This window comes from Sinomicrobium halophytocola, assembly GCF_052983395.1.
Map to the genome: position 1 here is coordinate 46,679 of NZ_JBRKIT010000021.1, position 25,458 is coordinate 72,136.

General features: G+C 43.9%; 24 protein-coding genes. 10 read left to right on the plus strand and 14 right to left on the minus strand.

Annotation, left to right across the window (positions count from 1 at the left end; translation table 11 throughout):
• Positions 1-24: 24 nt before the first annotated feature.
• From ACVBDY_RS06925 to mraZ, 5 genes are read right to left on the minus strand one after another with little or no spacing between them, the layout of a single operon-like run.
• A complete protein-coding gene (locus ACVBDY_RS06925) occupies positions 25-1,488 on the minus strand; it encodes a UDP-N-acetylmuramoyl-L-alanyl-D-glutamate--2,6-diaminopimelate ligase (protein ID WP_447174737.1) in 1,464 nt (487 codons plus the stop codon).
• Between the two features lie 3 nt (positions 1,489-1,491).
• On the minus strand, positions 1,492-3,492 hold the full coding sequence (locus ACVBDY_RS06930; protein ID WP_447174738.1) for a PASTA domain-containing penicillin-binding protein: 2,001 nt from the start codon (positions 3,490-3,492) through the stop codon (positions 1,492-1,494).
• Between the two features lie 50 nt (positions 3,493-3,542).
• On the minus strand, positions 3,543-3,860 hold the full coding sequence (locus ACVBDY_RS06935; RefSeq protein ID WP_447174739.1) for an FtsL-like putative cell division protein: 318 nt from the start codon (positions 3,858-3,860) through the stop codon (positions 3,543-3,545).
• 34 nt (positions 3,861-3,894) lie between these two features.
• Complete coding sequence (gene rsmH, locus ACVBDY_RS06940; RefSeq protein ID WP_447174740.1) at positions 3,895-4,791, minus strand: 16S rRNA (cytosine(1402)-N(4))-methyltransferase RsmH; 897 nt, start codon at positions 4,789-4,791, stop codon at positions 3,895-3,897.
• On the minus strand, positions 4,778-5,245 hold the full coding sequence (gene mraZ / locus ACVBDY_RS06945; RefSeq protein ID WP_447174741.1) for a division/cell wall cluster transcriptional repressor MraZ: 468 nt from the start codon (positions 5,243-5,245) through the stop codon (positions 4,778-4,780). Before mraZ ends, rsmH begins: the two co-directional genes overlap by 14 nt.
• Before the next feature lie 368 nt (positions 5,246-5,613).
• Here mraZ and ACVBDY_RS06950 point away from each other — a divergent pair, with 368 nt between their 5' ends.
• Positions 5,614-6,378 (plus strand): alpha/beta fold hydrolase, encoded by a 765-nt coding sequence (locus ACVBDY_RS06950; RefSeq protein ID WP_447174742.1) that lies wholly within the window; start codon positions 5,614-5,616, stop codon positions 6,376-6,378.
• Positions 6,379-6,380: 2 nt separating this feature from the next.
• Positions 6,381-6,992: a ribosome biogenesis GTP-binding protein YihA/YsxC gene (yihA, locus tag ACVBDY_RS06955; protein WP_447174743.1), complete on the plus strand. Its 612-nt coding sequence runs from the start codon at positions 6,381-6,383 to the stop codon at positions 6,990-6,992.
• A gap of 6 nt (positions 6,993-6,998) precedes the next feature.
• On the opposite strand, the gene gldC is transcribed toward yihA, so the two are convergent.
• Positions 6,999-7,340, minus strand: a complete 342-nt coding sequence (gldC, locus tag ACVBDY_RS06960; protein ID WP_447174744.1) for a gliding motility protein GldC — start codon at positions 7,338-7,340, stop codon at positions 6,999-7,001.
• A 60-nt stretch (positions 7,341-7,400) separates the two neighbouring features.
• Positions 7,401-8,363: a gliding motility lipoprotein GldB gene (gene gldB / locus ACVBDY_RS06965; protein WP_447174745.1), complete on the minus strand. Its 963-nt coding sequence runs from the start codon at positions 8,361-8,363 to the stop codon at positions 7,401-7,403.
• 94 nt (positions 8,364-8,457) lie between these two features.
• Here gldB and nadE point away from each other — a divergent pair, with 94 nt between their 5' ends.
• Positions 8,458-9,249, plus strand: coding sequence for an NAD(+) synthase (gene nadE / locus ACVBDY_RS06970; protein ID WP_447174746.1), 792 nt, complete (start codon positions 8,458-8,460; stop codon positions 9,247-9,249).
• A 347-nt stretch (positions 9,250-9,596) separates the two neighbouring features.
• On the plus strand, positions 9,597-10,226 hold the full coding sequence (locus ACVBDY_RS06975; RefSeq protein WP_447174747.1) for a response regulator: 630 nt from the start codon (positions 9,597-9,599) through the stop codon (positions 10,224-10,226).
• A 27-nt stretch (positions 10,227-10,253) separates the two neighbouring features.
• On the opposite strand, the gene dnaG is transcribed toward ACVBDY_RS06975, so the two are convergent.
• The 5 genes from dnaG to ACVBDY_RS07000 all read right to left on the minus strand — a co-directional run bounded on the left by dnaG (position 10,254) and on the right by ACVBDY_RS07000 (position 15,992).
• On the minus strand, positions 10,254-12,236 hold the full coding sequence (dnaG, locus tag ACVBDY_RS06980; RefSeq protein WP_447174748.1) for a DNA primase: 1,983 nt from the start codon (positions 12,234-12,236) through the stop codon (positions 10,254-10,256).
• Positions 12,237-12,446: 210 nt separating this feature from the next.
• Positions 12,447-13,544: a porin family protein gene (locus ACVBDY_RS06985; RefSeq protein ID WP_447174749.1), complete on the minus strand. Its 1,098-nt coding sequence runs from the start codon at positions 13,542-13,544 to the stop codon at positions 12,447-12,449.
• Between the two features lie 28 nt (positions 13,545-13,572).
• On the minus strand, positions 13,573-14,316 hold the full coding sequence (locus ACVBDY_RS06990; protein ID WP_447174750.1) for a hypothetical protein: 744 nt from the start codon (positions 14,314-14,316) through the stop codon (positions 13,573-13,575).
• On the minus strand, positions 14,303-14,884 hold the full coding sequence (locus ACVBDY_RS06995) for an RNA polymerase sigma factor (protein ID WP_447174751.1): 582 nt from the start codon (positions 14,882-14,884) through the stop codon (positions 14,303-14,305). The genes ACVBDY_RS06990 and ACVBDY_RS06995 overlap by 14 nt, the downstream gene beginning before the upstream one ends.
• Positions 14,885-15,014: 130 nt before the next feature.
• The gene (locus ACVBDY_RS07000; RefSeq protein WP_447174789.1) at positions 15,015-15,992 is read right to left on the minus strand and encodes a polyprenyl synthetase family protein; all 978 of its coding nucleotides are present in this window, start codon (positions 15,990-15,992) and stop codon (positions 15,015-15,017) included.
• 149 nt (positions 15,993-16,141) lie between these two features.
• On the opposite strand from ACVBDY_RS07000, the gene ACVBDY_RS07005 reads away from it, so the two are divergent.
• The 6 genes from ACVBDY_RS07005 (at position 16,142) to ACVBDY_RS07030 (ending at position 20,209) form a co-directional block, all read left to right on the plus strand.
• Positions 16,142-16,657 (plus strand): GNAT family N-acetyltransferase, encoded by a 516-nt coding sequence (locus ACVBDY_RS07005; protein WP_447174752.1) that lies wholly within the window; start codon positions 16,142-16,144, stop codon positions 16,655-16,657.
• Positions 16,658-16,720: 63 nt separating this feature from the next.
• Positions 16,721-17,296, plus strand: coding sequence for an LOG family protein (locus ACVBDY_RS07010; protein WP_447174753.1), 576 nt, complete (start codon positions 16,721-16,723; stop codon positions 17,294-17,296).
• A 10-nt stretch (positions 17,297-17,306) separates the two neighbouring features.
• Positions 17,307-17,702: an SMU1112c/YaeR family gloxylase I-like metalloprotein gene (gene gloA2 / locus ACVBDY_RS07015; RefSeq protein ID WP_447174754.1), complete on the plus strand. Its 396-nt coding sequence runs from the start codon at positions 17,307-17,309 to the stop codon at positions 17,700-17,702.
• Between the two features lie 150 nt (positions 17,703-17,852).
• A complete protein-coding gene (locus ACVBDY_RS07020; protein ID WP_447174755.1) occupies positions 17,853-18,095 on the plus strand; it encodes a microviridin/marinostatin family tricyclic proteinase inhibitor in 243 nt (80 codons plus the stop codon).
• A gap of 90 nt (positions 18,096-18,185) precedes the next feature.
• Positions 18,186-19,157: an MvdC/MvdD family ATP grasp protein gene (locus ACVBDY_RS07025; RefSeq protein ID WP_447174756.1), complete on the plus strand. Its 972-nt coding sequence runs from the start codon at positions 18,186-18,188 to the stop codon at positions 19,155-19,157.
• A gap of 26 nt (positions 19,158-19,183) precedes the next feature.
• The gene (locus ACVBDY_RS07030; RefSeq protein WP_447174757.1) at positions 19,184-20,209 is read left to right on the plus strand and encodes an MvdC/MvdD family ATP grasp protein; all 1,026 of its coding nucleotides are present in this window, start codon (positions 19,184-19,186) and stop codon (positions 20,207-20,209) included.
• A gap of 99 nt (positions 20,210-20,308) precedes the next feature.
• On the opposite strand, the gene ACVBDY_RS07035 is transcribed toward ACVBDY_RS07030, so the two are convergent.
• The gene (locus tag ACVBDY_RS07035) at positions 20,309-22,141 is read right to left on the minus strand and encodes a TonB-dependent receptor (protein ID WP_447174758.1); all 1,833 of its coding nucleotides are present in this window, start codon (positions 22,139-22,141) and stop codon (positions 20,309-20,311) included.
• A 17-nt stretch (positions 22,142-22,158) separates the two neighbouring features.
• Entirely contained in the window at positions 22,159-25,185 is a 3,027-nt protein-coding gene (locus ACVBDY_RS07040) for a tetratricopeptide repeat protein (RefSeq protein ID WP_447174759.1), read from the minus strand.
• Positions 25,186-25,458: the final 273 nt, after the last annotated feature.

Consider the following 25,458-nt stretch of genomic DNA (forward strand, 5'->3'; position numbering starts at 1 on the left):
ACTATCTTAACCGGGTGAAAAGGACTACTTCTGCAATTCCTTCATCATTTCCTCCGCTATTTTGAAATCGTCAAAATCTTTTTTCACACCGTTTATCTCCTGATAGGTTTCATGACCTTTACCGGCGATAAGGATAATATCATTCTCGTCCGCCATCTGGCATGCTGCTTTTATAGCTTGTCTTCGATCGGTTATGGACAATGTTTTTTTAAAGTTCAGGGGGGCCACTCCTTTTTCCATATCTTTTATTATGGCTTCGGGATCTTCGGTTCTGGGGTTATCTGATGTAAAAATGGCCCTGGTACTCAGTTCCGATGCGATCGCCGCCATCAATGGTCTTTTACTTTTATCCCGGTCTCCTCCACATCCCACTACTGTGATCAGCTCTTCATTCCCCGTACGGATGCTGTTTATGGTTTCCAATACGTTCTTAAGGGAATCGGGAGTGTGTGAATAATCGACAATAGTGGTTATCTTTCTTCCGGATATGAAATACTGGAACCTCCCCTTTACACTGTTGAGCTCGCTCATCAATCTAAGAACTTCCATTTCTTCCAGTCCCAACAACCTCGCAGTAGCGTAAATGGCCAGCATATTATAAGCATTGAACTTACCCACAAGCTTTACCCAAACTTCATTCTCACCTATTTTCAACAGAAGTCCCCCAAACTGGTTCTCCAATATTTTTGCCCGGTAATCCGCATAAGACTTCAGGGCATAGGTATATTTTTCCGCTGCGGTATTCTGTATCATTACAAGACCATTCTTATCATCTACATTGGTCAGCGCAAAAGCACTTTTGGGCAGATGGTCAAAAAAGGATTTTTTAACGTCCCTGTACTCCGCAAAAGTGTTGTGATAATCCAGGTGATCGTGAGTAAGATTGGTAAACACGCCACCGGTAAAGTGCAGTCCCTGTGTCCTCTTTTGAGCGATACCGTGTGAACTCACTTCCATAAAACAATACTCCACCCCTTCCAGTGTCATGAGGTTCAGGTAATAATTGATGGTGACCGGGTCGGGGGTGGTATGTGTTGCGTTATATTCTTTATTGTCTACGAGTATTTTTACCGTAGAGAGCAATCCTACCTTATACCCCGCTTTTCGGAACAATTGATACAGTAAGGTAGCAATAGTAGTCTTACCGTTGGTACCGGTTACCCCCACCATTTTAAGGTTCACCGAAGGGTTCCTGTAGTAATTGGAAGCCATGATAGCCAGGGCAGAATGTGTATCGGACACCTGTACGTAAGTAACACCATTAACAATATCCTTCGGTATTTCTTCACAAACTATAGCTATGGCGCCTTTTTTAACAGCCCCCGCTATATAAGCATGTCCATCCGATTCCGTACCCCGTATGGCGACAAAAACATCGTTAAGAGATACTTTTCTCGAATCGAAACACAACGCGTTTACCGCCACCGAAGTATTTCCGGTAACGGCATCTATAGGCACTTTATACAATATGTCCTTTAACACGTTCATCTGCTACGACAGTTCTAATACTATAATTTGATCCGGTACTATTTTTTTTCCTCCCGATATGGATTGTTTCTTAACCCTTCCATTTCCTTCCACCTTAACTTTCAACCCCAGGTTTTCCAACAGCGGAATGGCATCCATGCCACTCATCCCCATAACATCGGGCACAATCTCCAGGCGTTTCTGTGCCTTGGCGTAGTAAGACTGGTAATCCTTATCGGTCTCCTCTTTATCATTCTCCAGGTCTTTTACTTCATCCATCAAGGGGGAATTCGTATAAATCTTATGTGCTATACTCTTGAATACGGGCCCGGACACATCCGCGCCGTAGTAACCGACACTCTTGTCGGGCTCATGAATGACTACGATACAGGAATACTTGGGATCGTCAGCAGGAAAATAGCCGGCAAATGACGATATATACTGTAATTTCCCTTCTTTTTTCTGACCGTAGTTTTTCTGGGCTGTCCCCGTTTTTCCCGCCATGGAAAAATTAGGAGAATACAACCGCTTACCTGTTCCCCGAAGCACCACATTCTTCATCATTTCCTGCAACTTGCTTATGGTTTCCGGCGAACATACCTGCGAATTGATCACTTCTTTATCAAATTTCAGAATGGTTTTGTTCCACTCTTTTACTTCTTTTATAAGCCTTGGCTTTACCATTTCACCATTATTGGCCACAGCATTATAAAAAGTAAGCGTCTGAAGCGGCGTGAGTGAAACATTATAACCGAATGCCATCCACTCCAGAGTTATACCGCTCCATTGTTTTTTGTTCTTCGGATCGGGGATATAAGGTTTCCCTTCTCCCTTAATAGACAGCCCCAATCGCTTATCGAGTCCCATATCACGGAGTTTTCCCACAAACCGTTCGGGGTTATCGCTGTAATGGTCATGAATGGTCCTCACTACCCCAACATTGGACGATACCTCAAAGGCCCTGGAAATGGTTATCTTTCCATGACCCCCTGTCTTAGTATCCCTGACTCTCCTCCTATGATAATATATAGTACCTTTTTCGGTATCCACAATATCACTGGTATCAACCACCTTATCGTCCAGCGCCACAGCAAGAGCCATCAGTTTAAACGTAGATCCCGGTTCATGAGATTCCCCTATGGCATAATTCAGCTTTTCATAATACTTCCCATCCTCTGTCCTGCCGAGATTGGAAATAGCCTTCACTTCCCCGGTTCTGGTCTCCATTACCACTACGGTTCCGTGTTCCGCTTTATATTTTTCCAGTTGCGATAACAGGGCGTGGTGCGCTATATCCTGTATATTGATATCTATGGTAGAGATCACGTCATAACCGTCCCTGGGTTCCACTTCGTTATTATCACTTATCGGCTTCCATTGTCCTTTTGCGATACGTTGCTTCAGGCGTCTGCCTTCCCTTCCTCTCAGGTATTCGCTATAAGCACCTTCCAGGCCTACCCGCAAAGCATGCCCTTCCCCATCCAGACGCTCGTACCCGATACTCCTCTCTGCCATTTTTCCCAACGGATGCTCGCGCTCTACATGCTGCTCAACGATAATTCCTCCCTTATAAGGTCCGAGTTCGAACAACGGGAAATTTTTTATCCGGATATAATCGGCGTACCCGAGGTCCCTGGCCACAAGGAGATAGCGATTTTTATTAGCCCTGGCTTTCCGGAATACCCGTTGGTAATACGAAGATGGTTTACCGAGCAGGGCCGACAGCTTATCGGAAAGTGGTTTTAGGTTTTTTTCAAAATTCTTAGCAGAAACAGTTAATGCATCGAAACGGATGTCATACTTTGTCACTGACGTGGCCAGCAAACTACCGTCATCGGAATAGAGGTTGCCCCGGTTTGCCGGGATCGTAAAATTCCGGATCGTACGTTCCGCCGCCATTTGCCTGTATTCTTCTCCATCTACCTGTATAAACACAAGCTTAACGGCCACAGCCAAAGAAAACAGGAACATGGCCCCGGCAACAAAGTACAATCTGTGCAATATTTTCTTTTCTGTTATCGGCATTGATCCTTTTTTAAAAAATCCTTTTTCCGAAAGGAACAGGTAATTTGTTTTTACCTGCCTTCCAAAATCACTATTTTTTTCGGCGCTGTCTCCGATTGTTTCAATCCTTTATTTTTCAAACGCGACATAATAGTGGATTCGAGCTTCATTTGCTGCATGGTTGCCCTGGTATCTACATATTCGCTGCGTAATTCCTTTACCTCGTCATTAAGCTTTGCTATTTCATGCACTTTTTTGTCCGCACTGTGGGAACTGGCGATCATAAGCACGGCAAGGACAGATGCGAACAGGATAAACCTCCAGTTTTTCACCGCATCCTCACTTACAAGGAATTTTCCCTTCAGTATGTCAATCACCCTGCTTTTCACCACCTGTTTATTTATTATTTGTTTTCCGGTCTTCTCAAATCCGCTCCGCTATCCGAAGCTTCGCACTCCTCGCCCGGCTATTTCTTTCTATCTCCGCTGCATCCGGAACGATCAGTCCTCCCACCTTTTTAAAGGGGACCTCTATATTTCCATAAAAATCCTTTTCCGGCTCTCCTTCAAACAGGCCGCTGCGTATAAACCGTTTCACCAACCTGTCTTCCAGGGAGTGATAACTTATAAGACTCAACCTCCCCCCTTGCTTCAACAATTCCGGCATTTGCAACAAAAACTCCCGCAATACCTCTATCTCCCGGTTCACCTCTATCCTGATGGCCTGGTATACCTGGGCCAATATTTTATTTTCCTTATTCCTGGGCAAAAACCGCTTCAACACTTCTTTCAGCTCTTCTGTGGTATTTACCGGTTCCTGCATTCTGGCCTCTGTCACCGCCCTGGCCATGGCCCTGGCATTTTTCAGTTCTCCATACAAACTCAGTACCTCACGTAAACGTCCTTCGTCATAATCATTTACCACATTGTAGGCCGACAGTTCGTTTTTTTTACTCATCCGCATATCCAGTCCGGCTGCAAACCTGGTAGAAAACCCTCTTTCCGGAACATCAAACTGATGCGAAGACACTCCGAAATCACCAAGCACACCATCCACCTGCCGCACACCATTCACCCTCAAAAAACGCCTTACATACCGGAAATTTTCACGGATCAGCACAAACCTTTCATCTTCCAGCGCATTTCCCCACGCATCCTCATCCTGATCAAAAGCAAAGAGTCTCCCCTTTTCTCCCAGTCTGCTCAATATTTCACGGGAATGTCCGCCACCCCCGAAAGTTACATCCACGTAAACTCCGTCTTCTTTTATCTGCAGTCCGTCTACAGACTCCTCCAACAGCACGGGCTTATGATATTCCATCCTCTTCTTCGTTACCCATTACTTCTTCGGCCAGATCGGCAAAATCCACAGCAGCATCGTCAATAGCCTGCTCGTACTTATCTTTGTCCCAAATCTCAATAATATTAATGGCCGAAGACAACACTATTTCCTTATCGATCCCTGCGAACGCCACCAGGTCTTTAGGTATAAGCAACCTCCCGGTAGCATCCACCTCCACCATTTTAACACCCGCCGTAAAGCGACGAATAAAATCGTTGTTCTTTTTCTTGAACCTGTTCAGTTTATTCATTTTCTGCATCAACACATTCCATTCCTCCATCGGGTACAATTCAAGACACGACTGGAACACAGCCCTCTTGAGCACGAATCCGTGCTGCAAAACCGGCGAAAGCTGATTTTTGAGTGCCACGGGAAGCATTACCCTCCCTTTGGCATCCGCTTTACACTCGTATGTCCCGATGAAGTTATTCATTATCAAACCGTAAGGTTCTGTGGTTTACTTTTTCAAATATATGGAATTATTTACCACTTTTTACCACTTCCTACCACTTTGTTGATAAGTTTTGCGATTTTTCCGTTGAAATACACGTTTTAATGGGTGTTTTTGGGAATAACACCTATGACAAACACCCGTTTAGCGAGTTCATTTTAACATAATACCCTTACACATGATGTCATTTATTCACCTGTGTCAAGTTGAATTATCCTAGCCCTTAAACAAGCCATCCAGGGCCCGGAATTCCCTATTTTTCATAAAATATGAAAGGAGCTGGGAAGTAAAATTTGCGGTGACACAATTTTATGTAAATTTGCTATCTTAGAATAACAACTAACCTATTGATGGTACACGACATAAAGAAAGAAGGAAAATATTCTTATTTAGAGGTCGGAGAAGGCACCCCGATGATTATCCTCCACGGTTTAATGGGGGGATTGAGCAACTTCAACGGTGTGACCTCGCACTTTTCCACAAGAGGATATAAAATTATAGTGCCCGAGTTGCCTATATACAAAAAACCTCTTTTACGCACCAATGTAAAGAGTTTTGCGAAATACCTCGAACAATTTATAGAGCACAAGGAACTGGACCAGGTGATTCTTTTAGGGAATTCCTTGGGCGGTCACATAGGTCTTTTACATGCCAAAATGTTTCCGTCAAAAGTTAAGGGACTGGTCATTACCGGGAGTTCCGGACTCTATGAGAGCGCTATGGGCGACGGTTATCCTAAGCGGGGAAATTATGAGTTTATCAAGAAAAAAAGCGAAGATGTATTTTACGATCCGAAGGTCGCCACCAAAGAGATTGTAGATGAAGTTTATGCTGCGGTAAACGATCGTTCCAAACTCATAAAAACCCTTGCCATTGCCAAAAGCGCCATTCGGCACAATATGGCAAACGACCTTCCGCACATGCTTACCCCTACATGCATCATCTGGGGAAAAAACGATAATGTGACCCCCCCGAATGTAGCAGAAGAATTTCACAGCCTGCTGCCGGATTCGGAGCTGTTCTGGCTCGACAAATGTGGCCATGCCCCGATGATGGAACATCCTGAAGAATTTAATGTACTTCTGGAAAAATGGCTGAAAGCCCGAAATTTTTAAATATGCAGATACGCACGGCAGAATTTGTAATCAGTAACACGGATGTAAGCAAATGCCCCTCCGAACACATACCCGAATATGCTTTTATAGGGCGGTCCAACGTGGGAAAATCCTCCCTGATCAACATGTTGACGGATAGAAAACAACTAGCAAAGACTTCCGGAAAACCGGGAAAAACACAACTTATCAACCATTTCAGGATAAACAACCGCTGGTTTTTGGTAGACCTTCCCGGATATGGTTATGCCCGGGTATCCAAAACAATCAAAAAGACCTTCCAGAAATTCATCACAGACTATTTTGAAAAGCGGGAGCAACTGGTATGCGCTTTTGTACTGATTGATATAAGGCACGAACCTCAGACTATAGACCTGGAATTTATGGAATGGCTGGGACTGAAAAGTATTCCCTTTTCCATTGTATTTACCAAAGCGGACAAACTGAAACCAAAAGCAGTAGAAAGGAACACCCAAGTATACTTAGCAAAAATGCTGGAAGGTCCCTGGGAAGAAGCACCCCCGCATTTTATCACTTCTTCTTCGGACGGCCGCGGACAGGAAGAACTCCTGGGATATATAGAAAGTATCAACCGGGAAGTTAACAGCAGCCGGTAAAAAAGATCATTTATTCTCCTTCAATTCCATTTTTTCTGCAAAATACTCACAGAAATCCCGCATGGTCGCGGTCATTTTTTCATCTTGTGTAGCCTTGTTAAAAGTGTCGCTCATAGCCACAAGGGTCTGATGAAAGAACACTTTCATTTCATCTACGGGCATGTCTTTTGTCCACAGGTCAATACGTAATGTTTCCTGGTTTTTACTATCCCATATAGAGAGGAACATGGCCTTAGCTTCTTCATTATTAACACCACCGTCCTGGGCAGACCAGTGCAGTTTTTCCGGCACCCTGTTTTCATCGAGTTCTACGGAGATTTTTATATTGGATTTCTGCGTTTTTGCCATTTTTCTTCTTTGTTAATTCTGTTTGTATTCCAGTAATGCCCGGTTAACCGGGATATATCCTCATTTTTCAGGTTTGTAGCCCGATCTCTTAAAAATATCTTCCGCCGGAGCGTTCAACAATTCCTGCAAAGATACATCATTGTTTCTCATATAAGCCCGTACGATCCGCCAGCCTATAAAACGACCAACCCCACCGGGTGACTCGTTATCCAGATCCAGGTAAAATTTAGAAAAAGGGGCAGGTTCTATAAAGCGGTCCTTTAACCTGGTGTCCGTAGCATACAACAGGTTACGTTCCACAAAGTAGCGCCACATCTCCCTTTCATTGGCATTCACCCAGATCATTTCTTTTTCGGTATATCCTATTTTCAATGCATCGGGCACCGACGGTATGAGAAGGTCTTTCAGGTAGAGTTCTTTTCCCGCCTGTACCATTGCCGACAGGAAGCTCCTGTCCCGGTCCGGAGGTATCCGATGTACAGCATAGGCGGATGCCACATCGGGGACAATATTTTCTGCGGAAAAGTTTTTACTCAGATAGCTGGAAATTCCCTTGTAAAAACGGTGATCTTTGCCCAGATAAGTATCGAGAGACACCAACAGCAAACTATCTGTCCAGATCACCTTATTGCGATAATCTACTCCCGAAGAAACAAGTGTCACCACTCTGGGTTCCTTAAATCCCGGAAAGTAATATTTTATATGCTGAAAAAGAGAATGCAATCCGGCAGCGGAATCGGAAAAATCCGGGAATTTCTTTTGCACTTCATCCGAAAGTTCCTGCTGAACGGTATCTTTCATTTTTTCTATCCACACACTATCCGTATATTGCGGAGGAAAAAGGAAAGGATAATCGGATTTCAGTTGTGGGAGGGTTTCGGGAGTAGCTTTGGAAAATTCCAGATCAAACCTGTCTACCTGTACCTTCACATCAATCTGCCCTATTTCTTCTTCCAGGCGATCTTTCCGGTTACAGGATAAAACAATCGGGAATGCTAATAAAAATATCACAATTTTTCGCATAAGTGTGAAATTACCATTTATTATCGACCAATCTTTTTAATAATTTTACCCGGCCTAACAACTGGCAAAGGTAAACAGAATAAACTACAACGGAATGAAAACCGAAAAAGTAATCGATCATATTGTTCACTGGCTAAAGAGTTATGCGGAGAACGCTAAAATCAACGGTTTTGTTATAGGTGTTTCCGGCGGCATAGACTCTGCCGTAACCTCAACGTTGTGTGCCCGGACAGGATTGCCCCTTTTATGCCTGGAAATGCCTATACACCAGGCGAAAAACCAGGTAACCCGGGCATTGAAACACATTGAATGGCTACAAAAAAACCATGATAACGTAAGTATGCAATCCGTTAACCTGACCCCGGTTTTTGACAGCCTTATAGATAGTCTGCCTCCTGTAAACAGTGAAGAAGAAAGGTTTATGTCACTGGCCAATACCAGGGCCAGGCTCCGAATGACTACCCTCTACTATTTTGCCGCATTACGCAGTTACCTCGTAGCCGGTACTGGAAACAAAGTTGAGGATTTTGGTGTAGGATTCTATACCAAATACGGTGATGGCGGAGTAGACCTAAGCCCCATAGCGGACCTCTTAAAAACGGAAGTCTATCAGCTGGCCAAACACCTCGGCATTATCGAAGAAATACTTATGGCCCCTCCTACCGATGGCTTGTGGGGCGATGACCGTACAGACGAAGACCAGATAGGAGCTTCGTACCCGGAACTGGAATGGGCGATGAAAATGGATGCCGAAGGTAAAAAGCCCGTAGATTTTGAAGGCAGGAAAAAAGAAGTGTTTGCTATTTACCAACGCTTCAATAAGGCCAATAAACACAAAATGATCCCGATACCCGTTTGTGAAATACCTGAAGAATTAAAATTATAAACCAGTGAAGGCAACCTATTATATGGTTGCCTTTCTTTTTATAACCCCTATTCTTTATATTTTTCAACAACCGAAAAAAGATGCTGTTTTTTGACTTGTATACCTGTTAAAGTTTGATATATTTAAATTATGCGTAATAATTAACTGTATTTTAACATCATATTTACTGACGTATGTAAGACTTTAAGTATAAAGAAAATCGAAATATTTTTCTTTATTTTTGCATAAGATATTTTTTTTAATTATATTTATACCCTCTTACCCCAAATTGTGCTTAGTCACTATTTCCTACTTATTCGCGATGGTTTGTGAAAAACCTAACTAATCCTAAATAAAAACAGATCATCATGATTAAAGTATTAATTGCCGACAACCATCCGGTAGTACAAGATGGCATTGTTGCAGCCCTCAGCGACAATAAAGAAATCGAAGTAGCGGCTAAAGTGCGTACAACTTCCGAACTTTTCGAAGTTTTACCCAAAGTTAGCCCGGACATTATTCTTCTGGAAATGAACATTCCGGAAGTGAACGGAATTACAGCTTTGCGCCAATTGAAGAAGGATTACTCTCAGGCCAAAGTTCTTATTTACAGTTCCGAATCCGAAGATGTTTACGCATTGAGCACTCTCCGTGCCGGTGCTTCAGGATATCTTTCCAAAGATGCAGACACCTCTCTTCTTTCCGAAGCCATAACCAAGATCGCCAACGGTGGCCTGTTTATCACCAATGAACTTGCCCAGCGTCTGGCTTTTGACGAGAGTACAAACAAACCCCGTAAATTCTTTCGCAAACTTTCCACAAGAGAAGTTGAAGTTTTAAAACTTCTCGCCGAGGGGAAGAGAAACAAATATGTAGCCGAAGAACTCGGACTCAACGAAAAGACGGTAAGCACTTACAAGGCCCGTCTTATGCGAAAACTGAACGTAGACAACATGGTAGACATGCTGCAACAGGCCAAAGCTTTGGAATTATACTAAAAACGGTGCCCTTACGAAATATTTTTATTATAGCACCCTGTTGAGCTTTTGAGCCAGCAATCTTTTTAACTGATGGTAATTCATGATCTCCTCCAAAATTTCTGAATTACCATCTTTGTTTTCCCGGGTCTGCTCCTGAAGTTCCGTGACCCGTCTGTCTATCAGAAAACACCGGAGGCTCAAAACGGTTTCACTGACCAGTTGAGCAATGCTGTCCGTTTTATCTTTAACGAGGATATCCTGTTCCTCCCACCGGTGCAGGGTATACTTTTCTTCTTCCATAAGAATGGATGTCACTTCATCCGCCACCTCATTTTCCATCATATGTACAAAACTCTTCACGGAGAACCCTTCCTGCTCATTGAGTTGCTGTATAAGCTGCGGGTATATCTTACGGAAAACAGGATTACTCAACTCCACCTCATCTTCCTGTAAATCCAGGAATATTTTTTCAAAAACGTGGCTGTTATGTACCACCCGTTCCAGTTTCAGTTCTCCTTCATCTCCCTGTTTAAGGACAAAATCTTCAAATTCTTCTGTTTTTCTACCATATAGCAACAGTACTTCAATGATCTTCCGCTCCAGGAGATACTGCTGATCTACTTTTTCCAGCTTCTCATTCTGGTCCTTTACCACCTCAAAAACCCTGTTTTGCCGCTCTTTTCTCAATTTTTTGTCGGCATCGGCAATTTCTTTCCGTCCGATCTGCGCCAGGGTATTGAATAAGACTTCCTCCGAAATATCCATGATCCTGGAACATTCCTGAACGTAGATCTCACGTTGTATCCTATCCGGTATCCGGGAAATACTGTTTACAATATCTCTTATGGTCTCTGCCTTTCGTACGGGATCGTCCTTTGCCTCTTCCATAAGCATGGAAGCTTTGAAACGGATAAAGTCTTTGGCATTGTCTTCGAGATACTGTTTTATTTCTTCCAGGGAATTTGCCCTGGCAAAACTGTCCGGATCTTCGCCTTCGGGAAATGCACAGACTTTTACATTCATCCCCTGTTCGAGGATAAGGTCCACTCCACGGACCGATGCCCGCAGTCCGGCCGCATCCCCGTCAAAAAGGACCGTTATATTGTTAGTTAACCGGTGGATCAGTCTTATCTGTTCCGGTGTCAGTGCAGTTCCGCTGGAGGCCACCACATTTTCTATACCTCTCTGATGAAACTGAATAACATCGGTATACCCTTCCACCAGGTAACAATTGTCTTCTTTCGCTATGGACTGTTTAGCATGGTATATACCGTAAAGTACCTTACTCTTGTGATAGATGGTACTTTCCGGGGAATTCAGGTACTTGGCCGCTTTCTTATCGTTGGCAAGTATCCTTCCTCCGAAACCAAGCACCCTGCCACTCATGGACTGAATAGGAAACATTACCCGCCCTTTAAAGCGGTCGAACTGCTTCCGGCCCGTACCGCCCTCATTTTCCTTGACTATAGTCAATCCCGTTTTTTCAAGGAATTCCAGTTGATATCCTTTTACCAGGGCTTCTTTGGTGAACACTTCCCATTCATCGGGAGAGTATCCGAGTCCGAATTTTTTTATCGTCTCGTCCGTAAAGCCGCGCTCCTTAAAGTACGTAAGTCCTATGGCTTTCCCGGGCTCGGTCTTCCAGAGGATATTTTCAAAATAATCCCTGGCAAATTCACTGACCAGGTACATACTTTCCCGCTCATCTGCCTGTTGCTTTTGTTCGTCGGTCTGTTCGGTCTCCTCTATCTCTATATTGTACTTCTTTGCGAGGTATTTTATGGCTTCCGGATAGGTAAAATGCTCGTGCTCCATCAGGAAAGCAACAACATTCCCTCCTTTGCCCGATGAGAAGTCTTTCCAGATCTGCTTTACCGGGGACACCATGAAGCTGGGCGTCCGTTCATCAGAAAAGGGACTTAATCCCTTAAAGTTGGAACCCGATTTTTTTAACTGCACGAAATCACCGATAACCTCCTCTACCCGGGCGGTCTCAAAAACTTTGTCTATGGTTTCCTTGGAAATCAATCTTAGAGCCTTTTTTATAAAATTAAAGATTCCCGTGCGAAACGGGAATCAAAAATAAGGAATATTAAAGATTTGGGGTGTTGATGAGTTCGGAGTTTTTGAGTTTTGAAGATATTCTCTTTGATTTCCCATCAACTCCTAACTCTCAAACTAAAAAACAGTTTGAATTTTTCAAGATACATTTGCCTTGCTAACGTACACCTTCTCCTTCTATAATTCAAAACGGAGCCCCAGTGATATATTGTTCTGTTTGACGTTCGGATTCTTAAAAACAGGATTCAGGTCGTATTTGAGATACAGCGAAGAGCCTCCGATACCTGCATATGCCGCAAGTCCGTATACAAAATTGTTCGTGTTGTAATTGTCTTTGATCTTTTCCCTGCTGGTGCTACCCTCCCTTGTGTATTTTAATTTTTGCCTGGACGTGAGGTTTACCCCGGCATATCCACCGATACCCACCTTAAATTTTCTTCGGGTGGAATAGCGGAAATAATCCTCGTGATCTATCCGCCTGGAGGGACCGAATTCAAAAAAAACGGGGACCACAAGGTTGTCCTGGCGGAATTTGGACTTTTTAAGATCGTAAGGATAGGTTTTCAGGGTAGTCATCTCGCCTTCCTTTTCAAAATACTGGTTATCTTTCGGCTTTAGTCCGTTGGACTGAAAAGACAAACCGTAACTTATCCTAACGGCATTGCTGTTTTTCAGGACCCGTGTTTTCCACTGCCAGCCAAGTTCAAAAAAGCGACTTCCACCTATTTTATAAGGGCTGTCGTTAAGGGATTCACCCTCAATCAACGCATTGTTGAACCCGAAAGCCACGATAATGTCAGAATACGTCCTCCGGTCATACTTTTTCTCTTTTCTGAGGTTTTCAAACTGTAGCCCGATAAGCCTGCTTCCGTTTCCGTCATAGTCATTTCCTATGCCAATGCCCAAGGTAGCCGCCCGAAGGTATTCCCAGCCCTTTTCTTCGCCGCGTTCTACCAATGCCCTCTTGTTTTCAAGAACAGCGAGTTTATTTTCTATATTCAGGGCTGTTCTTCTCGCTTCTTTCTCTTTTCTGTCCTGCGCTTCTTCCTTTGTAATCTCTCCTTCGCTCTCCAGTTCCCGGATCAGTTCCACTTCTCTTTTCAACCTGGTTTTTTCCTGTTTCACCACTCTTTCTTTTTCTGTGTCAATAGCTTGCAATACTCTTTCTTGCGTGCGGATATCCGAACTGTCTTTCTCCTGCCCCGTCTGGGCGCATAAATTCTGGGCAATAGATAACAGGATCACATAAGTGATGTAGCTGATAATACGTAACATGATAAATGGATTTTGATTGATGAATGAACTACTGGTTACGGTTGGCAACCGCTGTTTTTACTTTTACAAATCCTTCCTTAAGGGCCTCAAAAACCTTGTTCCGGAACGATTGGTCCAGTTCCGTTTCCACCTCTTCCAAAAGGGCCATGGCATCTACGGTACCGGTCTGTTTTATAATAATACGTTGCGAATCAATTTCTCTCTGGGCTTCGGTGAGCAAAAGCTCTATTTCTTCATCGGTAACCTGCCTTTTTTCGTGTATTTCCATAATTCTGGAAACCACTTCTTCTACTTTCTTATCCTCAAAGTCGGCTCCCTGTTCTTCTTTGTGAGATACCAATGCGTCTTCTCTCCCTTTATCTTCCGGAAAAGGAATGGCTTTTCTCTCCGGGGAATTCAACCGGTGGTTTTCTTTTTTATCCGGACTTTCAATCGGTTCTGGTTCTTCCAAAGGTATTGCATCTTTTTCTTCCGTAACTGCCACACCAATTTCCTTCTCCTCTTTCGGGCTTTCTTTTTCTATAGGTGCATCCGTAATCACCGGAACATCCGGTTGTACACTATTACTGTCCTCTCTTGATATCCAAATTCCCAGGGACAGCATCATTATAACAGATGCGGCAATCCAGTAAGGTGTACTGCTCCCTGCCCGGCGGGGGGAAGAAGCTTTTTCCAGTTTTTCTTCTAATTTATTCCAGGCATCTGCCGAAGGTTCCATGCGCCTTTCTTCGAGTTTCTGCCTTATATATTTATGTGTATTATCGTGTCCCATTCTCCTGTTTTTTTAACTCTTTAATCTTTTCCTGTAGTACTTTTCGTGCCTTGAATAACTGCGATTTGGAAGTGCTCTCCGATATATGCAGTGTTGCAGCTATTTCCTTATGAGAATATCCCTCCACGGCATACATCAGGAACACGGTTTTATATCCGTCCGGCAAACCATCTATGAGTAACTGGATATCTTCCGTGTCCATTTCCAAGTAATCCGGGGCCCCATATCCTTTAATCGCGGGGGCATCCTCTTCTTCCAGGAAAGAAAGGGACTGTTCCTTTCGCAGGAAGGATATGCACTCGCGGACCATGATCCGACGCATCCAGCCTTCAAAACTCCCTTCCTTCCGGAATGTGTCGATATATGAGAAAACCTTGAAAAAACCGGTTATCATCACATCTTCGGCAAACTGTTCGTCCTTGATGTAGTACCTGCAAACACTTAGCATCTTCGAAGCATACTTCTTATAAAGCTCGTGCTGGGCTTCCCGGTTATTTTCGGAAGCTTTTTTCACCAGTTTGGCTTCATCCTTATAAAGGGGTATGATCTTCAAGAGTTGCTTTTTCATTGGTGTTTCTATTTACATAGACGAAAAAAGCATTTAAATGGTTGCCCGGGCATGTTGTTTTTTTAGATTTTTTTCAGGGAAGTATATTCTTCCTACCGGGAAATAATGCGTACTTATATTGTTCCGGATTTTATTTTTTCCGGTCTATAACGTAGTTTACCATAAGTTCCAGGGAACTCTTGTATTCGGACTCCGGATAGGTATCCAGCAATTGTAAGGCCTCCTGCTGAAATTCCTTCATCTTTTGCTCCGCGTATTCAAGGCCTCTGTTCTGCTTTACAAAGGCAATGACCTCTTTTACCCGGGCGGCATTTTTGTTGTGGTTCTTTACCGAGTTTATCAACCACCGCTTATCCTTTTCCGAACAATTATTGAGGGTATAAATAAGGGGAAGGGTCATTTTTTGTTCTTTGATATCTATTCCGGTAGGTTTGCCGATGCGGTCTTCCCCGTAATCGAAAAGGTCGTCCTTGATCTGGAATGCCATGCCGATCAGTTCCCCGAACTTCCGCATTTTCTCTATTTCTTCCGAAGCGGGCTTTACAGAACAGGCCCCGAGTGCACAGCAAGCGGCTATCAGGGTAGCGGTTTTTTGCCGGATGATCTCGTAATATATTTCTTCGGTAATATCCAGCCGTCTCGCCTTTTCAATCTGCAATAACTCCCCTTCGCTCATCTCCCTCACCGCCACTGAAATAATCTTAAGCAGATCAAAATCATCGTTATCTATGGACAGGAGCAATCCTTTGGAAAGAAGATAATCTCCCACCAGGACGGCAATTTTGTTTTTCCACAAGGCATTGAGGGAAAAAAAACCACGGCGACGGTTACTGTCATCCACCACATCATCGTGCACAAGGGTGGCCGTGTGAATCAGTTCTATAACGGAAGCCCCCCGGTACGTTCGCTCGTTGACCTTCCCTCCTGAAACCATTTTGGCTACGAGAAAGACAAACATGGGGCGCATCTGCTTCCCTTTGCGGTTTACGATATAGTAGGTAATGCGATTGAGAAGGGAAACCTTGGAAGACATAGCTTCGTAGAACTTTTTCTCGAAAAGTTCCATCTCGGTGTAAATCGGTTGCTTAATTCTTACCACAGGTTTCATCACGGCACCAAAGATATAAAAAAGCTGCAATTAAAAGGAAGTATCCCCATCACCGAATCTCCGGATTTCCGGAATAAATAATTGCCGTGAAAAGTTTGTTTCTTTTCATAAGAATTACGTATTTTAAAAACCATAAAAAACAATTCCTCATGTCTCTTTTATTCAAACGATGTACTACGGACCACCTGGATGTTCTGCTCGAATTGTCTAAAGTCACTTTTACGGAGACCTATGCCTCGCAAAACGATCCGGAAGATTTTAAATCATACATAGACAAGGCTTTTGCCCGCAAGCAGGTACAAAAAGAACTGCAAAGCGGCCTTTCCTATTTTTACCTGGCCTATGATAACGGGGAACCGGTAGGGTATTTTAAACTCAACCTTGCAGGAGCACAAACCGATATAAATGACCCCGGGTCTATGGAACTGGAACGCATTTACCTGCTCCGGTCTTCCCAGGGCAAAAAACTGGGAAACGACCTTATCCGGAAAGCCATAGAAGTCAGCAGGGAACAAAATGTCTCTCATATGTGGCTGGGGGTATGGGATAAAAATACCAGGGCTATCGCATTTTACGAGAAAAACGGTTTTGTAAAATTCGGCGAACACCCGTTTGTCATAGGAAAGGACAAACAAACGGACTGGCTGATGAAAATAACCTTTTAAAAGTTTCCCAATCTCACACAAGCAATAATAAAAACACTATTAACTCTTATATTCTACGGAAAAATGAAAAGAATTACGGTTTACTGCGGTTCCAACAACGGAAATGACCCGGTTTATAAAGAACAGGCCTTTTTATTGGGAAAAACTCTGGCACAACGGAATATCGAACTCGTTTACGGTGGAGCCCACGTAGGACTTATGGGTGCCATAGCAGACGGCGCCCTGAGCAAAGGCGGAAAAGTAACAGGTGTATTACCTGATTTTCTGCGAAATAAAGAGATCGCCCATGAAAGGCTCACAGAACTTTTACTGGTAGAAACCATGTCGCAACGAAAAATAAAAATAGAAGAAATGGCCGATGGCATTATTGCTCTTCCCGGAGGATACGGAACCCTCGACGAGCTCTTCGAGGCCCTGACCAACGCACAATTACAATTACACCGAAAACCCGTGGGCCTGCTCAATACCGAAGGTTTCTATAACGGACTGGTACAATTACTGGACACCATGACATCACGCGGATTACTAAAGGAAGTAAACCGGAACATGCTGCTGGTCAGTGAACACATAGACGATCTCCTGGATAAAATGGACCGTTACACCGCTCCTACGGTAAGTAAATGGATCGGAAAAAATTAAACCCTCCCCAATGCTCCGGCTGAACAAGATACACCATATAGCTATTATTTGCTCGGATTATGAAAGGTCAAAAGCTTTTTATACCGACGTACTGGGCTTTACTATCCTGAAAGAAACCTACAGAGAAGAAAGAAAGTCTTATAAACTGGATCTTGCCCTGAACGACAACTATATTATCGAACTCTTCTCGTTTCCCGATCCTCCGTCCCGTGTTTCCCGCCCGGAAGCCACGGGACTGCGCCATCTTGCTTTTGAGGTAGACAACCTGGAGAGGGAACTGGAAACGTTGCATGAAAACGGAATTACAACAGAAGGTATCCGTACGGATCCCCTTACCGGTAAGAAGTTTACATTTTTCACAGATCCGGACGGGCTTCCCCTGGAACTATATGAAAAACAGTTTTGATCTTAATTGACAATACACTAATTTTAACACTACATGACTGGCATTACAGTATTTTTAACATATTAATACTGCGTTTTTTGCAACCTTTCCCTATTTTGCGCATCATTTAAATATTAAAATAAGTATTAACCCCAAATTAATTTTTCTATCATGAAAAAAGAAAACAAAGGCCTGAAAAAGCCATTTTTCGCAAATTTCCTGGAGCATCAGGTATCCGGAGAGGAACAAGAAAGTGTACAGGGTGGTACTACCCTTAAATTTCCTTCCGATATGGAAGAGGATGGAAGCGGTACTGCATCTGTTATTACCAAACCCGTCCTGGACCAGGATGGCGGAGGTGATGTGACCCAGAAGTTTCCTTCGGATGACGACGAAGAAGGAGATATCATGTAGAACAACGGGATTTATCTCTGTGACACGACAATAGCCTTTCGGGGCTATTGTCTTTTAATAACCGGTTCAGAACTGCAAACATCAGCCCCGATGATTTTACTTCTTACCCATAGCGAAGACCATTATACCATAGATGTTGTCCGGAAAAAATGCGAAGCTCTCGGAAAAGAGACTTTCCGGATGAACACTGATCTTTTCTCCCATCAATCACGTTTTGAGTATACCATTGACAACAGTCGGAAAGACCTTTTTTGGTCGGTTGGGGACAACGGTTTTTTCGTAAAAGATGTTCAAGCAGTCTGGTACCGGAAACTCTGGGTTATTTCCCCACCCCCGGACCTCGCCCCGGAGTACCATAAAATATACATGCAGGAGTACGGCACTATGCTGAATATCTTTTTCGAATCGCTCCGGCATCTCCCCTGGATGAACCCCATGACTACGGATCATGAGGTGAGTAAAAACAAGCTGGTACAATTGCAAACAGCTTCCCGGAGTGGACTGGAAATACCGAAAAGCCTGTTTACGAATGACCCGGAAAAGGCAACGTCATTTTTTCACGAGGATTGTAAGGGAAAAATGATCGCTAAACTGCATGGTTCCCTGTCCAGAAGCATGCGTGGAGACACTCCTTTCTTTCCAACCACGGCCATTGCCGAAAAAGACCTGGAGCGACTTGATGCTCTTCCGCTCTGCCCCATGATCTTCCAGGAAATGATCCCGAAAGCATATGAACTCCGCATCATTTATGTCGACGGCACTTTTTTTACCGGGAAGATTGATGCGGGGGATTCGCTAAGGGGAAAAACGGACTGGAGGATCGCTACAGACCGGAATATTGTATGGGAGCCTTATACGCTACCGGACGACATACAGCATTCCCTCACCGCAATGATGCGGGAAACAGGTCTGTTCTTCGGAGCCCTGGATATGATCCGCCACAAAGACGGACGTTACATCTTTCTGGAAGTGAATCCCCAGGGAGAATGGGGCATGCTGCAACGCGACCTCGGGTATCCCATAGGGGAGACTATAGCAGAAAAACTAATTGCACGAATATAAAATTACGGAATCCCAAATCACAACTTATGCAGAAAATACTGATCATCACCCATTCCAAAGACAATACCTCCGTTGCTACGGTTTCCGGTTTTTTAAAAGAGGCGGGGGCACAGGTTATTCGTTTTAATGTAGACGAATATCCGTTGAAATATCGTCTCAGCAGCCGTTTCGAAAACGGTATCTGGCAGGTTTTTCTGGATATCGACGGAAACCGTGAGTCCCTTCACGATATAACAGCCGTGTGGTATCGCCGAAGTCATAACCTCGCTGCCGGATTGCAAAATATACTGGAAGGCACCTACCTTACCAGCGCACAGAAAGAAATACGGCGGACCCTTTTCGGGATGCTGGAAAGTATGCCCTGTTTCCAGATAGACAGGTTTAGTAAGTACCGCCGGCTGGACAGCAAGGAAGAACAGATGAAAATAGCTTCTTCCCTGGGACTCCGCATACCGGATACCTGTATTACCAACAACCCGGAAGAAGCACGCAATTTTGTACGGTCGCATCCGCAGGGAACCATTGTTAAAATGCAGAGTTCCTTTGCGATATACAAGGAAGGCAGGGAACATGTAGTGTTTACCAATGTAGTATCCGAAACAGACCTGGAAGCCATAGATACCCTGCAGTACTGCCCCATGCAATTCCAGGAAAAACTGGAAAAAGCCAGGGAATTACGAGTGACCATAGTGGGAAATGCCGTGTTTACCTATGCCATAGATTCCGCTAAACTGGAAAATGCCAGGGTCGACTGGCGCCGGGAAGGGAATACGCTTCTCAGCCAGTGGGAACCTTATGAACTGCCGGAAGATATCAGGGAAAAACTACTTCGGTTAATGGATGTTTACCAGGTCAATTACGGAGCCATAGATATCGTAGTTACTCCGCAAAACGAATATTACTTCCTGGAAATCAATGCAGCAGGAGAATATCTCTGGCTCGACCGCCTCGCAAATGGCGCTATCTCCGGACACCTGGCCCAAGTACTGACGGGAGAAGCATACCGCAGGTACACCCCGGTAATTCAAACGATCGGGCAGCCACAATCGTAAAAGAGTACAGGTAAGATTACGACAATACCAACAAAAACAGAAGTACGTAACTGAAAAGAGGCGCCTTTGAGCGCCTCTTCAATTCCATTACGTATCGGCTTACATGTCGAATTTATACGTCACTCCTCCCAGTATCTGGAAACCCTGAACCTGGTAGTTCATCCACCTGGTATATTGATTATTTGCGATGTTATTGGCTTTTGCAAAGACCGATAGCTGGTCATTAAAGCGGTATCCCAAACGGGCGTTAACATCAAAGTAACTGTCCAGATCCACCACCTCGGGTTCTACTGTTACTAAAGATTCCGGCACATACAGGTCTTTTCGCTTACCTACAAAAAATATGTTGGCCCCGGCAAACCAATGTTCCCCGATCTGATAATCCCCGAAGAAAGACCCCTGTACTATGGGAAGGTTCCATGCCTCCTGTTCATTATCCGTATCATAACCGGATATTTCGGCGTTGATACCGAGTGTAAGATTGCGGTCTATATCCGCATGGATCTCTCCGAAAGCGGAATATGTGGTTACATCGTCATATACCACTCCGAAAGAATTCCCGTAAACATACCCCTGATTTTCGTTCCCGCCAGCATTAACCTGGTTGGCACGGAACAACGGTTTGTTATTTTCCGCCCGGTAAGAACCTTTTATATTATATCCTATACTGGAAGACAGTTTTCCTTTCATCCCCACATAAGCATCGTATTGCCTGTCCGTAGGGGTGATGCCTAACGTAGGGGATACGAAAAAGTTCTCCTGAACAAAATCATAATAAGAATTTTGGTCAAGGCCACCCACCACACCTCCGTAGAGGGTCACAAATTCTTCCACAAGACGGTAAGATGCTTTTACCTGCGGATAGATATAAAAGTCATTATCATCATTCTCGATATCCATACCGTAAAAAACAGATGCGCCCAGACTTATGCTAAAGTCTTCACCATCTATTACCAGATTGGGATTTACTCCCAAAAGCAGGTTGCTGTACTTCCATTTTTCACCGGTAAAATATCCACGCTTGAATTCCCCTCCTACATAATCGGCAAAAACATGAGTTGTGATCAGTTCTTCTCCCACGGGAAATTGAAATGAGGGGTTTAGTATTGCCCTGTTTTCTCCGGAATCATGGGCATCCCAGAAACGTCTTAAAGTCAGTTCTCCTCCGGTAAATACAGATTCGTCTATAGCTTCCAGGTTTCCCCCGACCGAAGCTGTATAATAGGTTTGTCTTTCATCTATACCATCTATCACTGCCTGATCAAAACCGGCCTGTTCCGGCAAGCCGTACCAGTTATAGATCTGGTGCCGGAAGTTACCGCTCAGCCCCCAACGATAAAAACGGCCTGCATTTCTGTATGCTGCTTCCAGTTTGGTATCAAAAAACTTGGTATCCAGTTCTGTTTCATCCAGTTGCCCTTGTGCCGAGTGGTGGTTGAGCCCGATGTCAAAAGACTGGTCTTTGGTGATCTCCCTGCTGGTGTAAAAATCGAGCAGAGCGGTGCTGTAGTTTCCCAGTCCCAGGGAAACGTAGGTATTGTACAACATATCCCGTTTCTTCTTTTCTATCCCGGAAACTTTTCCCTTGGCAGGAACGAATGTAGATGCTACGGGAACGGAAAAAATGCTGTAATCTATTTCCTTTTTCTTTAACAAAATGGAATCATCCAGGGCCGGAACCTCACGCACTTTAAACGCTTCGGAGATATTTGCCTTGTAAGGCCTTACCACATCTACCGTCTCCGTACCTATATTCTCCTTCTCCTGGGCAAAACCCGGCGAAAGGGAGAGAAAGACAACTGCCAGTAACCACAAATGCTTACGTTCCTGTATTTCCGGCTGCCGGTTCTTCAAATTTGATTTTCGGGCATTGTCTTTCACCTTTTCGGCGCAATACCCGGATTTCCCGGTATTACTATATATATGATACATTATACTGGTATGGAATTTTAGTTATTATTCGGATTTACGGAAGAGTTTCGCTTAGCCTCTTCTCCCTTGATACGCGACAATTCATTACGGGCTTCGAGGACTACATCCGGGTAATCTTCAAAATTATTGATAACACTTTCCAGTATGTAGGTAGCCTGGAAGGCATCGTCCATAGCATCAAAATTCTTCGCCATCAACACTAATCCCTTAGCTCCGAATTCCTTATACCCGGAATAGTCGCTGGCTAGTTTTTGTACGCTTTTATTGGAAGCTTCATAAGCACCCTCTTTGTGTTTAAAGTAAGCATCATAGTAAAGGGCTTCAGCGGCCAGGGAACCGGTTGCTATTTTTCCGACCTCGGCATAAGCTTCTTTCGCCGTAGCCTCGTCTCCTGTTTCTATAGCAGCACGGGCTATCATGGTATGGGCATCGCTTTTTATCCTGTTATCCGTATTTTCATTACGGAGCACCTCCTGCGCATAACGGATAGCTTCGGGATAATTTTTTAGCTCGTAATTGGCTTTCATCAGGTTGGATCTGGCAAAAGTCAGATTTTGCGACGATCCGGAAACTTCTTCCAACTGTTTCAACACCGGGACGGCCTTTTTATAATTATCTTCATCGAGGAAAATCTGCCCGAGACGGGTCAGGCTCTGTTCCGTAAATTCATTCCTCCCCTGCTCCGTTACCTTTTCGTAATAAGGTATCGCTCTGGATTTTTCCCCTTTCAGGAAGTAAGATTGTGCAGTATAGAAATTTGCCTCCAGGGCGTGTAATCCTTTTGGAAATTTAGTCAGATAAGCCTCAAATCCTTTAATGGCCTCTGCTGTATTGTTTTGTACATATTGTTTTTCCGCAGATTCAAAAGTGGCATTGTCCAGTTCGGCATCGGTTACTTCTACAAAATCGAGTCCTTTTACCCAACTGGCATATTCGTCTACCCTCCCCATATCCACATAAATAAGCTTTGCTGTAGATACGGCCTGTAGTGCTTCGGGTGTGTTGGGATAATAATTAACAACACTACGGAATTTCTCCAGGGCCTTGTCGTTTTCTTCGGCATTGTAATAGACGAGTCCCTCACGGAGCATACTTTTCGGCACATACGGACTTAACGAATATTCTTTTACCAGGCGGTTATATATTTCCACGCCGGAAGAGACCTGGTTTTGCGAAACATACGTATTGCCCAGCTCGTACATGGCATCGTCCCTCAGATCTGAATCGGGATAATTTTTTATGAACTTATCCAGTTCTTCGATCTTTGTCGGTGTACGGTCTACAAAGCCATAGCTTATCGCCTTTTGGAAATGTGCGTAATCGGCATGTGCTTCTTTCATGGCTATTGCTTTATTGTAGGCTTCCATAGCGGGCCAGTATTTTCCGGTTACAAAATAGCTATCGCCCAAACGCAGCCAGGCATCGTTGACCCTTTCGCGGTCCTGCCCCGTGTTATCTTCCAGGTATCTTTCCATATAGGTGATGGCCTGATCGTAATTTTTCTGCTTAAAATAAGTGTAGCCTAACTGGTAGTTCACCCGGTCGTATTCGGGAGTTACGGATGCTGCAGGACTATTGATAAAATCTTTAAAATCCACTATCGCCTGATCATATTTATGGGATAAATACGCGGTCTCCCCCCGCCAGTAAATTGCCCTGGCCAGGTAGTTCCGGTCCTGCGGTTCTTTGGCGGACTTGTCGAAATACTCTCCGGCCTCTTCATATTTCCCATCGCGGAACAATTCCACACCTCGGTAAAAAGCCACTTTCTGATATGTTTCCTTATTACTGTACGAATTGTTTTTTTGCAGTACCTGTAAAGCGGCATCGTAGTCTTTTGAGGTGACATACGAATCCACCAGCAAGCCTTCGATCTCCTGTTTGTATCCGGAATCGGGATATTTTTCTATAAAAGACAGTAATACTTCCGGTACACTTTGGTAAGGGTTACCTATATCATAACTCAGCCTGGCGTAGTTAAGAAGCGCATCTTCCTGGATCCTTTTGTCAAAATCCATCTGAGAGGCATTTCGGAACGCGTTAAGGGCCTGTTGCTTCTTATCAGTTTTCAGGTAGCATTCGGCGAGGTGATAATAAGCATTCTGAGCTACGAAATCATTTCCACCCACAATTTTATTGAACTGGTTTATGGCGTTTTCATAATCTTCCTGTTTGTAGTACGCATAACCAAGCTGGTAGAAATCCGTATTGTTCCACCTACCCTGTTTGCCCTTATACGCCTTCAAATAAGGGACTGCAGCTTCATATTGCTTGAGATTGAAATAGCTTTCGCCTATGATCTTGTTAAGTTCGGATACTTCATTCGGACCCGATTTGGGCAATTGCTCCTTGGCCAGTCGTATGGCTTCCTCGAACTTCCCGGCTTTAAAATTCATATCGGCCTGGTAGTAGGACAGGTTTTTACTGAGTTCTTTCTCTCCCGAAACCTGCTCGAAGTACTGATTGGCTTCATTATAATCATCTCCTTCATATGCCATATATCCCAGGTAATACTTGGCTCTCGGCCCGTACTCTTCTGAAGTCGCCACACGGTTCAGATAGGTTTTGGCATCGCCATAGCGCCTTACCGTAAACAGGGCATATCCTTTTTTAAAATTAAAGGCATCGCGCTCTTTGGCACCCATTCCCTGGTCTTCGGCCTTGCTGTACCATTTAAGTGCCTGCGGGTATTTTCCGTTGGAAAAATAATAATCGCCGGCATCAATATAGGCTGTGTTTCGTTTGGTGGAGGTCGGATAATCCCTTACAAAATTTTCCATCAGTTTGTCCGCTCCCAGTTGTTCCAGGCGGATAGCGCTTCCGGCAACATAGTAAGCACTGTTCGCTTCTACTTCCTCGTCCTTTGTCTGTATTTTTACTTTCTCAAATACGAGCTGGGCAGCGCGGTACTGTTTGTTGTTATACAACTCCAATGCCTTTTCATAATCCTTATCGTTATAGGTATATACTTCAGACATTTGCGCCATTGCCGTCATCATAAAACAACAACTCGCAAAAAGCGGGATAACCTTTCTGTAATGCATAAATGATTTTTTTTCGTCACTCAAAGATAACCGAATATACAACCTATAACGCAGCTTTTCATGTATAATTATCCACAATGAGATTAACCATTACAAATTATGATTTCCTTTACAATTCTGCTTTTACGGAATCACGGAAACGTAATTTGTACGCGTATTAAAGCTCAAAATACAAGATGGTAAACACAAGGATTTTTTTACTTTTGGTACCTGTCCCATGAATTTAACGATACATCACGGACCCCGACGCTTAACTTTTATTATTTTTACCTC

What these genes read in the sequence shown, in the direction of transcription:
- ACVBDY_RS06925 (WP_447174737.1), bottom strand. Translation starts at nt 1,488, where the DNA reads ATGAACGTGTTAAAGGACATATTGTATAAAGTGCCTATAGATGCCGTT.
- ACVBDY_RS06930 (WP_447174738.1), bottom strand. Translation starts at nt 3,492, where the DNA reads ATGCCGATAACAGAAAAGAAAATATTGCACAGATTGTACTTTGTTGCC.
- rsmH (WP_447174740.1), bottom strand. Translation starts at nt 4,791, where the DNA reads ATGGAATATCATAAGCCCGTGCTGTTGGAGGAGTCTGTAGACGGACTG.
- mraZ (WP_447174741.1), bottom strand. Translation starts at nt 5,245, where the DNA reads ATGAATAACTTCATCGGGACATACGAGTGTAAAGCGGATGCCAAAGGG.
- ACVBDY_RS06950 (WP_447174742.1), top strand. Translation starts at nt 5,614, where the DNA reads ATGGTACACGACATAAAGAAAGAAGGAAAATATTCTTATTTAGAGGTC.
- yihA (WP_447174743.1), top strand. Translation starts at nt 6,381, where the DNA reads ATGCAGATACGCACGGCAGAATTTGTAATCAGTAACACGGATGTAAGC.
- gldC (WP_447174744.1), bottom strand. Translation starts at nt 7,340, where the DNA reads ATGGCAAAAACGCAGAAATCCAATATAAAAATCTCCGTAGAACTCGAT.
- gldB (WP_447174745.1), bottom strand. Translation starts at nt 8,363, where the DNA reads ATGCGAAAAATTGTGATATTTTTATTAGCATTCCCGATTGTTTTATCC.
- nadE (WP_447174746.1), top strand. Translation starts at nt 8,458, where the DNA reads ATGAAAACCGAAAAAGTAATCGATCATATTGTTCACTGGCTAAAGAGT.
- ACVBDY_RS06975 (WP_447174747.1), top strand. Translation starts at nt 9,597, where the DNA reads ATGATTAAAGTATTAATTGCCGACAACCATCCGGTAGTACAAGATGGC.
- ACVBDY_RS06985 (WP_447174749.1), bottom strand. Translation starts at nt 13,544, where the DNA reads ATGTTACGTATTATCAGCTACATCACTTATGTGATCCTGTTATCTATT.
- ACVBDY_RS06990 (WP_447174750.1), bottom strand. Translation starts at nt 14,316, where the DNA reads ATGGGACACGATAATACACATAAATATATAAGGCAGAAACTCGAAGAA.
- ACVBDY_RS06995 (WP_447174751.1), bottom strand. Translation starts at nt 14,884, where the DNA reads ATGAAAAAGCAACTCTTGAAGATCATACCCCTTTATAAGGATGAAGCC.
- ACVBDY_RS07000 (WP_447174789.1), bottom strand. Translation starts at nt 15,992, where the DNA reads ATGAAACCTGTGGTAAGAATTAAGCAACCGATTTACACCGAGATGGAA.
- ACVBDY_RS07005 (WP_447174752.1), top strand. Translation starts at nt 16,142, where the DNA reads ATGTCTCTTTTATTCAAACGATGTACTACGGACCACCTGGATGTTCTG.
- ACVBDY_RS07010 (WP_447174753.1), top strand. Translation starts at nt 16,721, where the DNA reads ATGAAAAGAATTACGGTTTACTGCGGTTCCAACAACGGAAATGACCCG.
- gloA2 (WP_447174754.1), top strand. Translation starts at nt 17,307, where the DNA reads ATGCTCCGGCTGAACAAGATACACCATATAGCTATTATTTGCTCGGAT.
- ACVBDY_RS07020 (WP_447174755.1), top strand. Translation starts at nt 17,853, where the DNA reads ATGAAAAAAGAAAACAAAGGCCTGAAAAAGCCATTTTTCGCAAATTTC.
- ACVBDY_RS07025 (WP_447174756.1), top strand. Translation starts at nt 18,186, where the DNA reads ATGATTTTACTTCTTACCCATAGCGAAGACCATTATACCATAGATGTT.
- ACVBDY_RS07030 (WP_447174757.1), top strand. Translation starts at nt 19,184, where the DNA reads ATGCAGAAAATACTGATCATCACCCATTCCAAAGACAATACCTCCGTT.
- ACVBDY_RS07035 (WP_447174758.1), bottom strand. Translation starts at nt 22,141, where the DNA reads ATGTATCATATATATAGTAATACCGGGAAATCCGGGTATTGCGCCGAA.
- ACVBDY_RS07040 (WP_447174759.1), bottom strand. Translation starts at nt 25,185, where the DNA reads ATGCATTACAGAAAGGTTATCCCGCTTTTTGCGAGTTGTTGTTTTATG.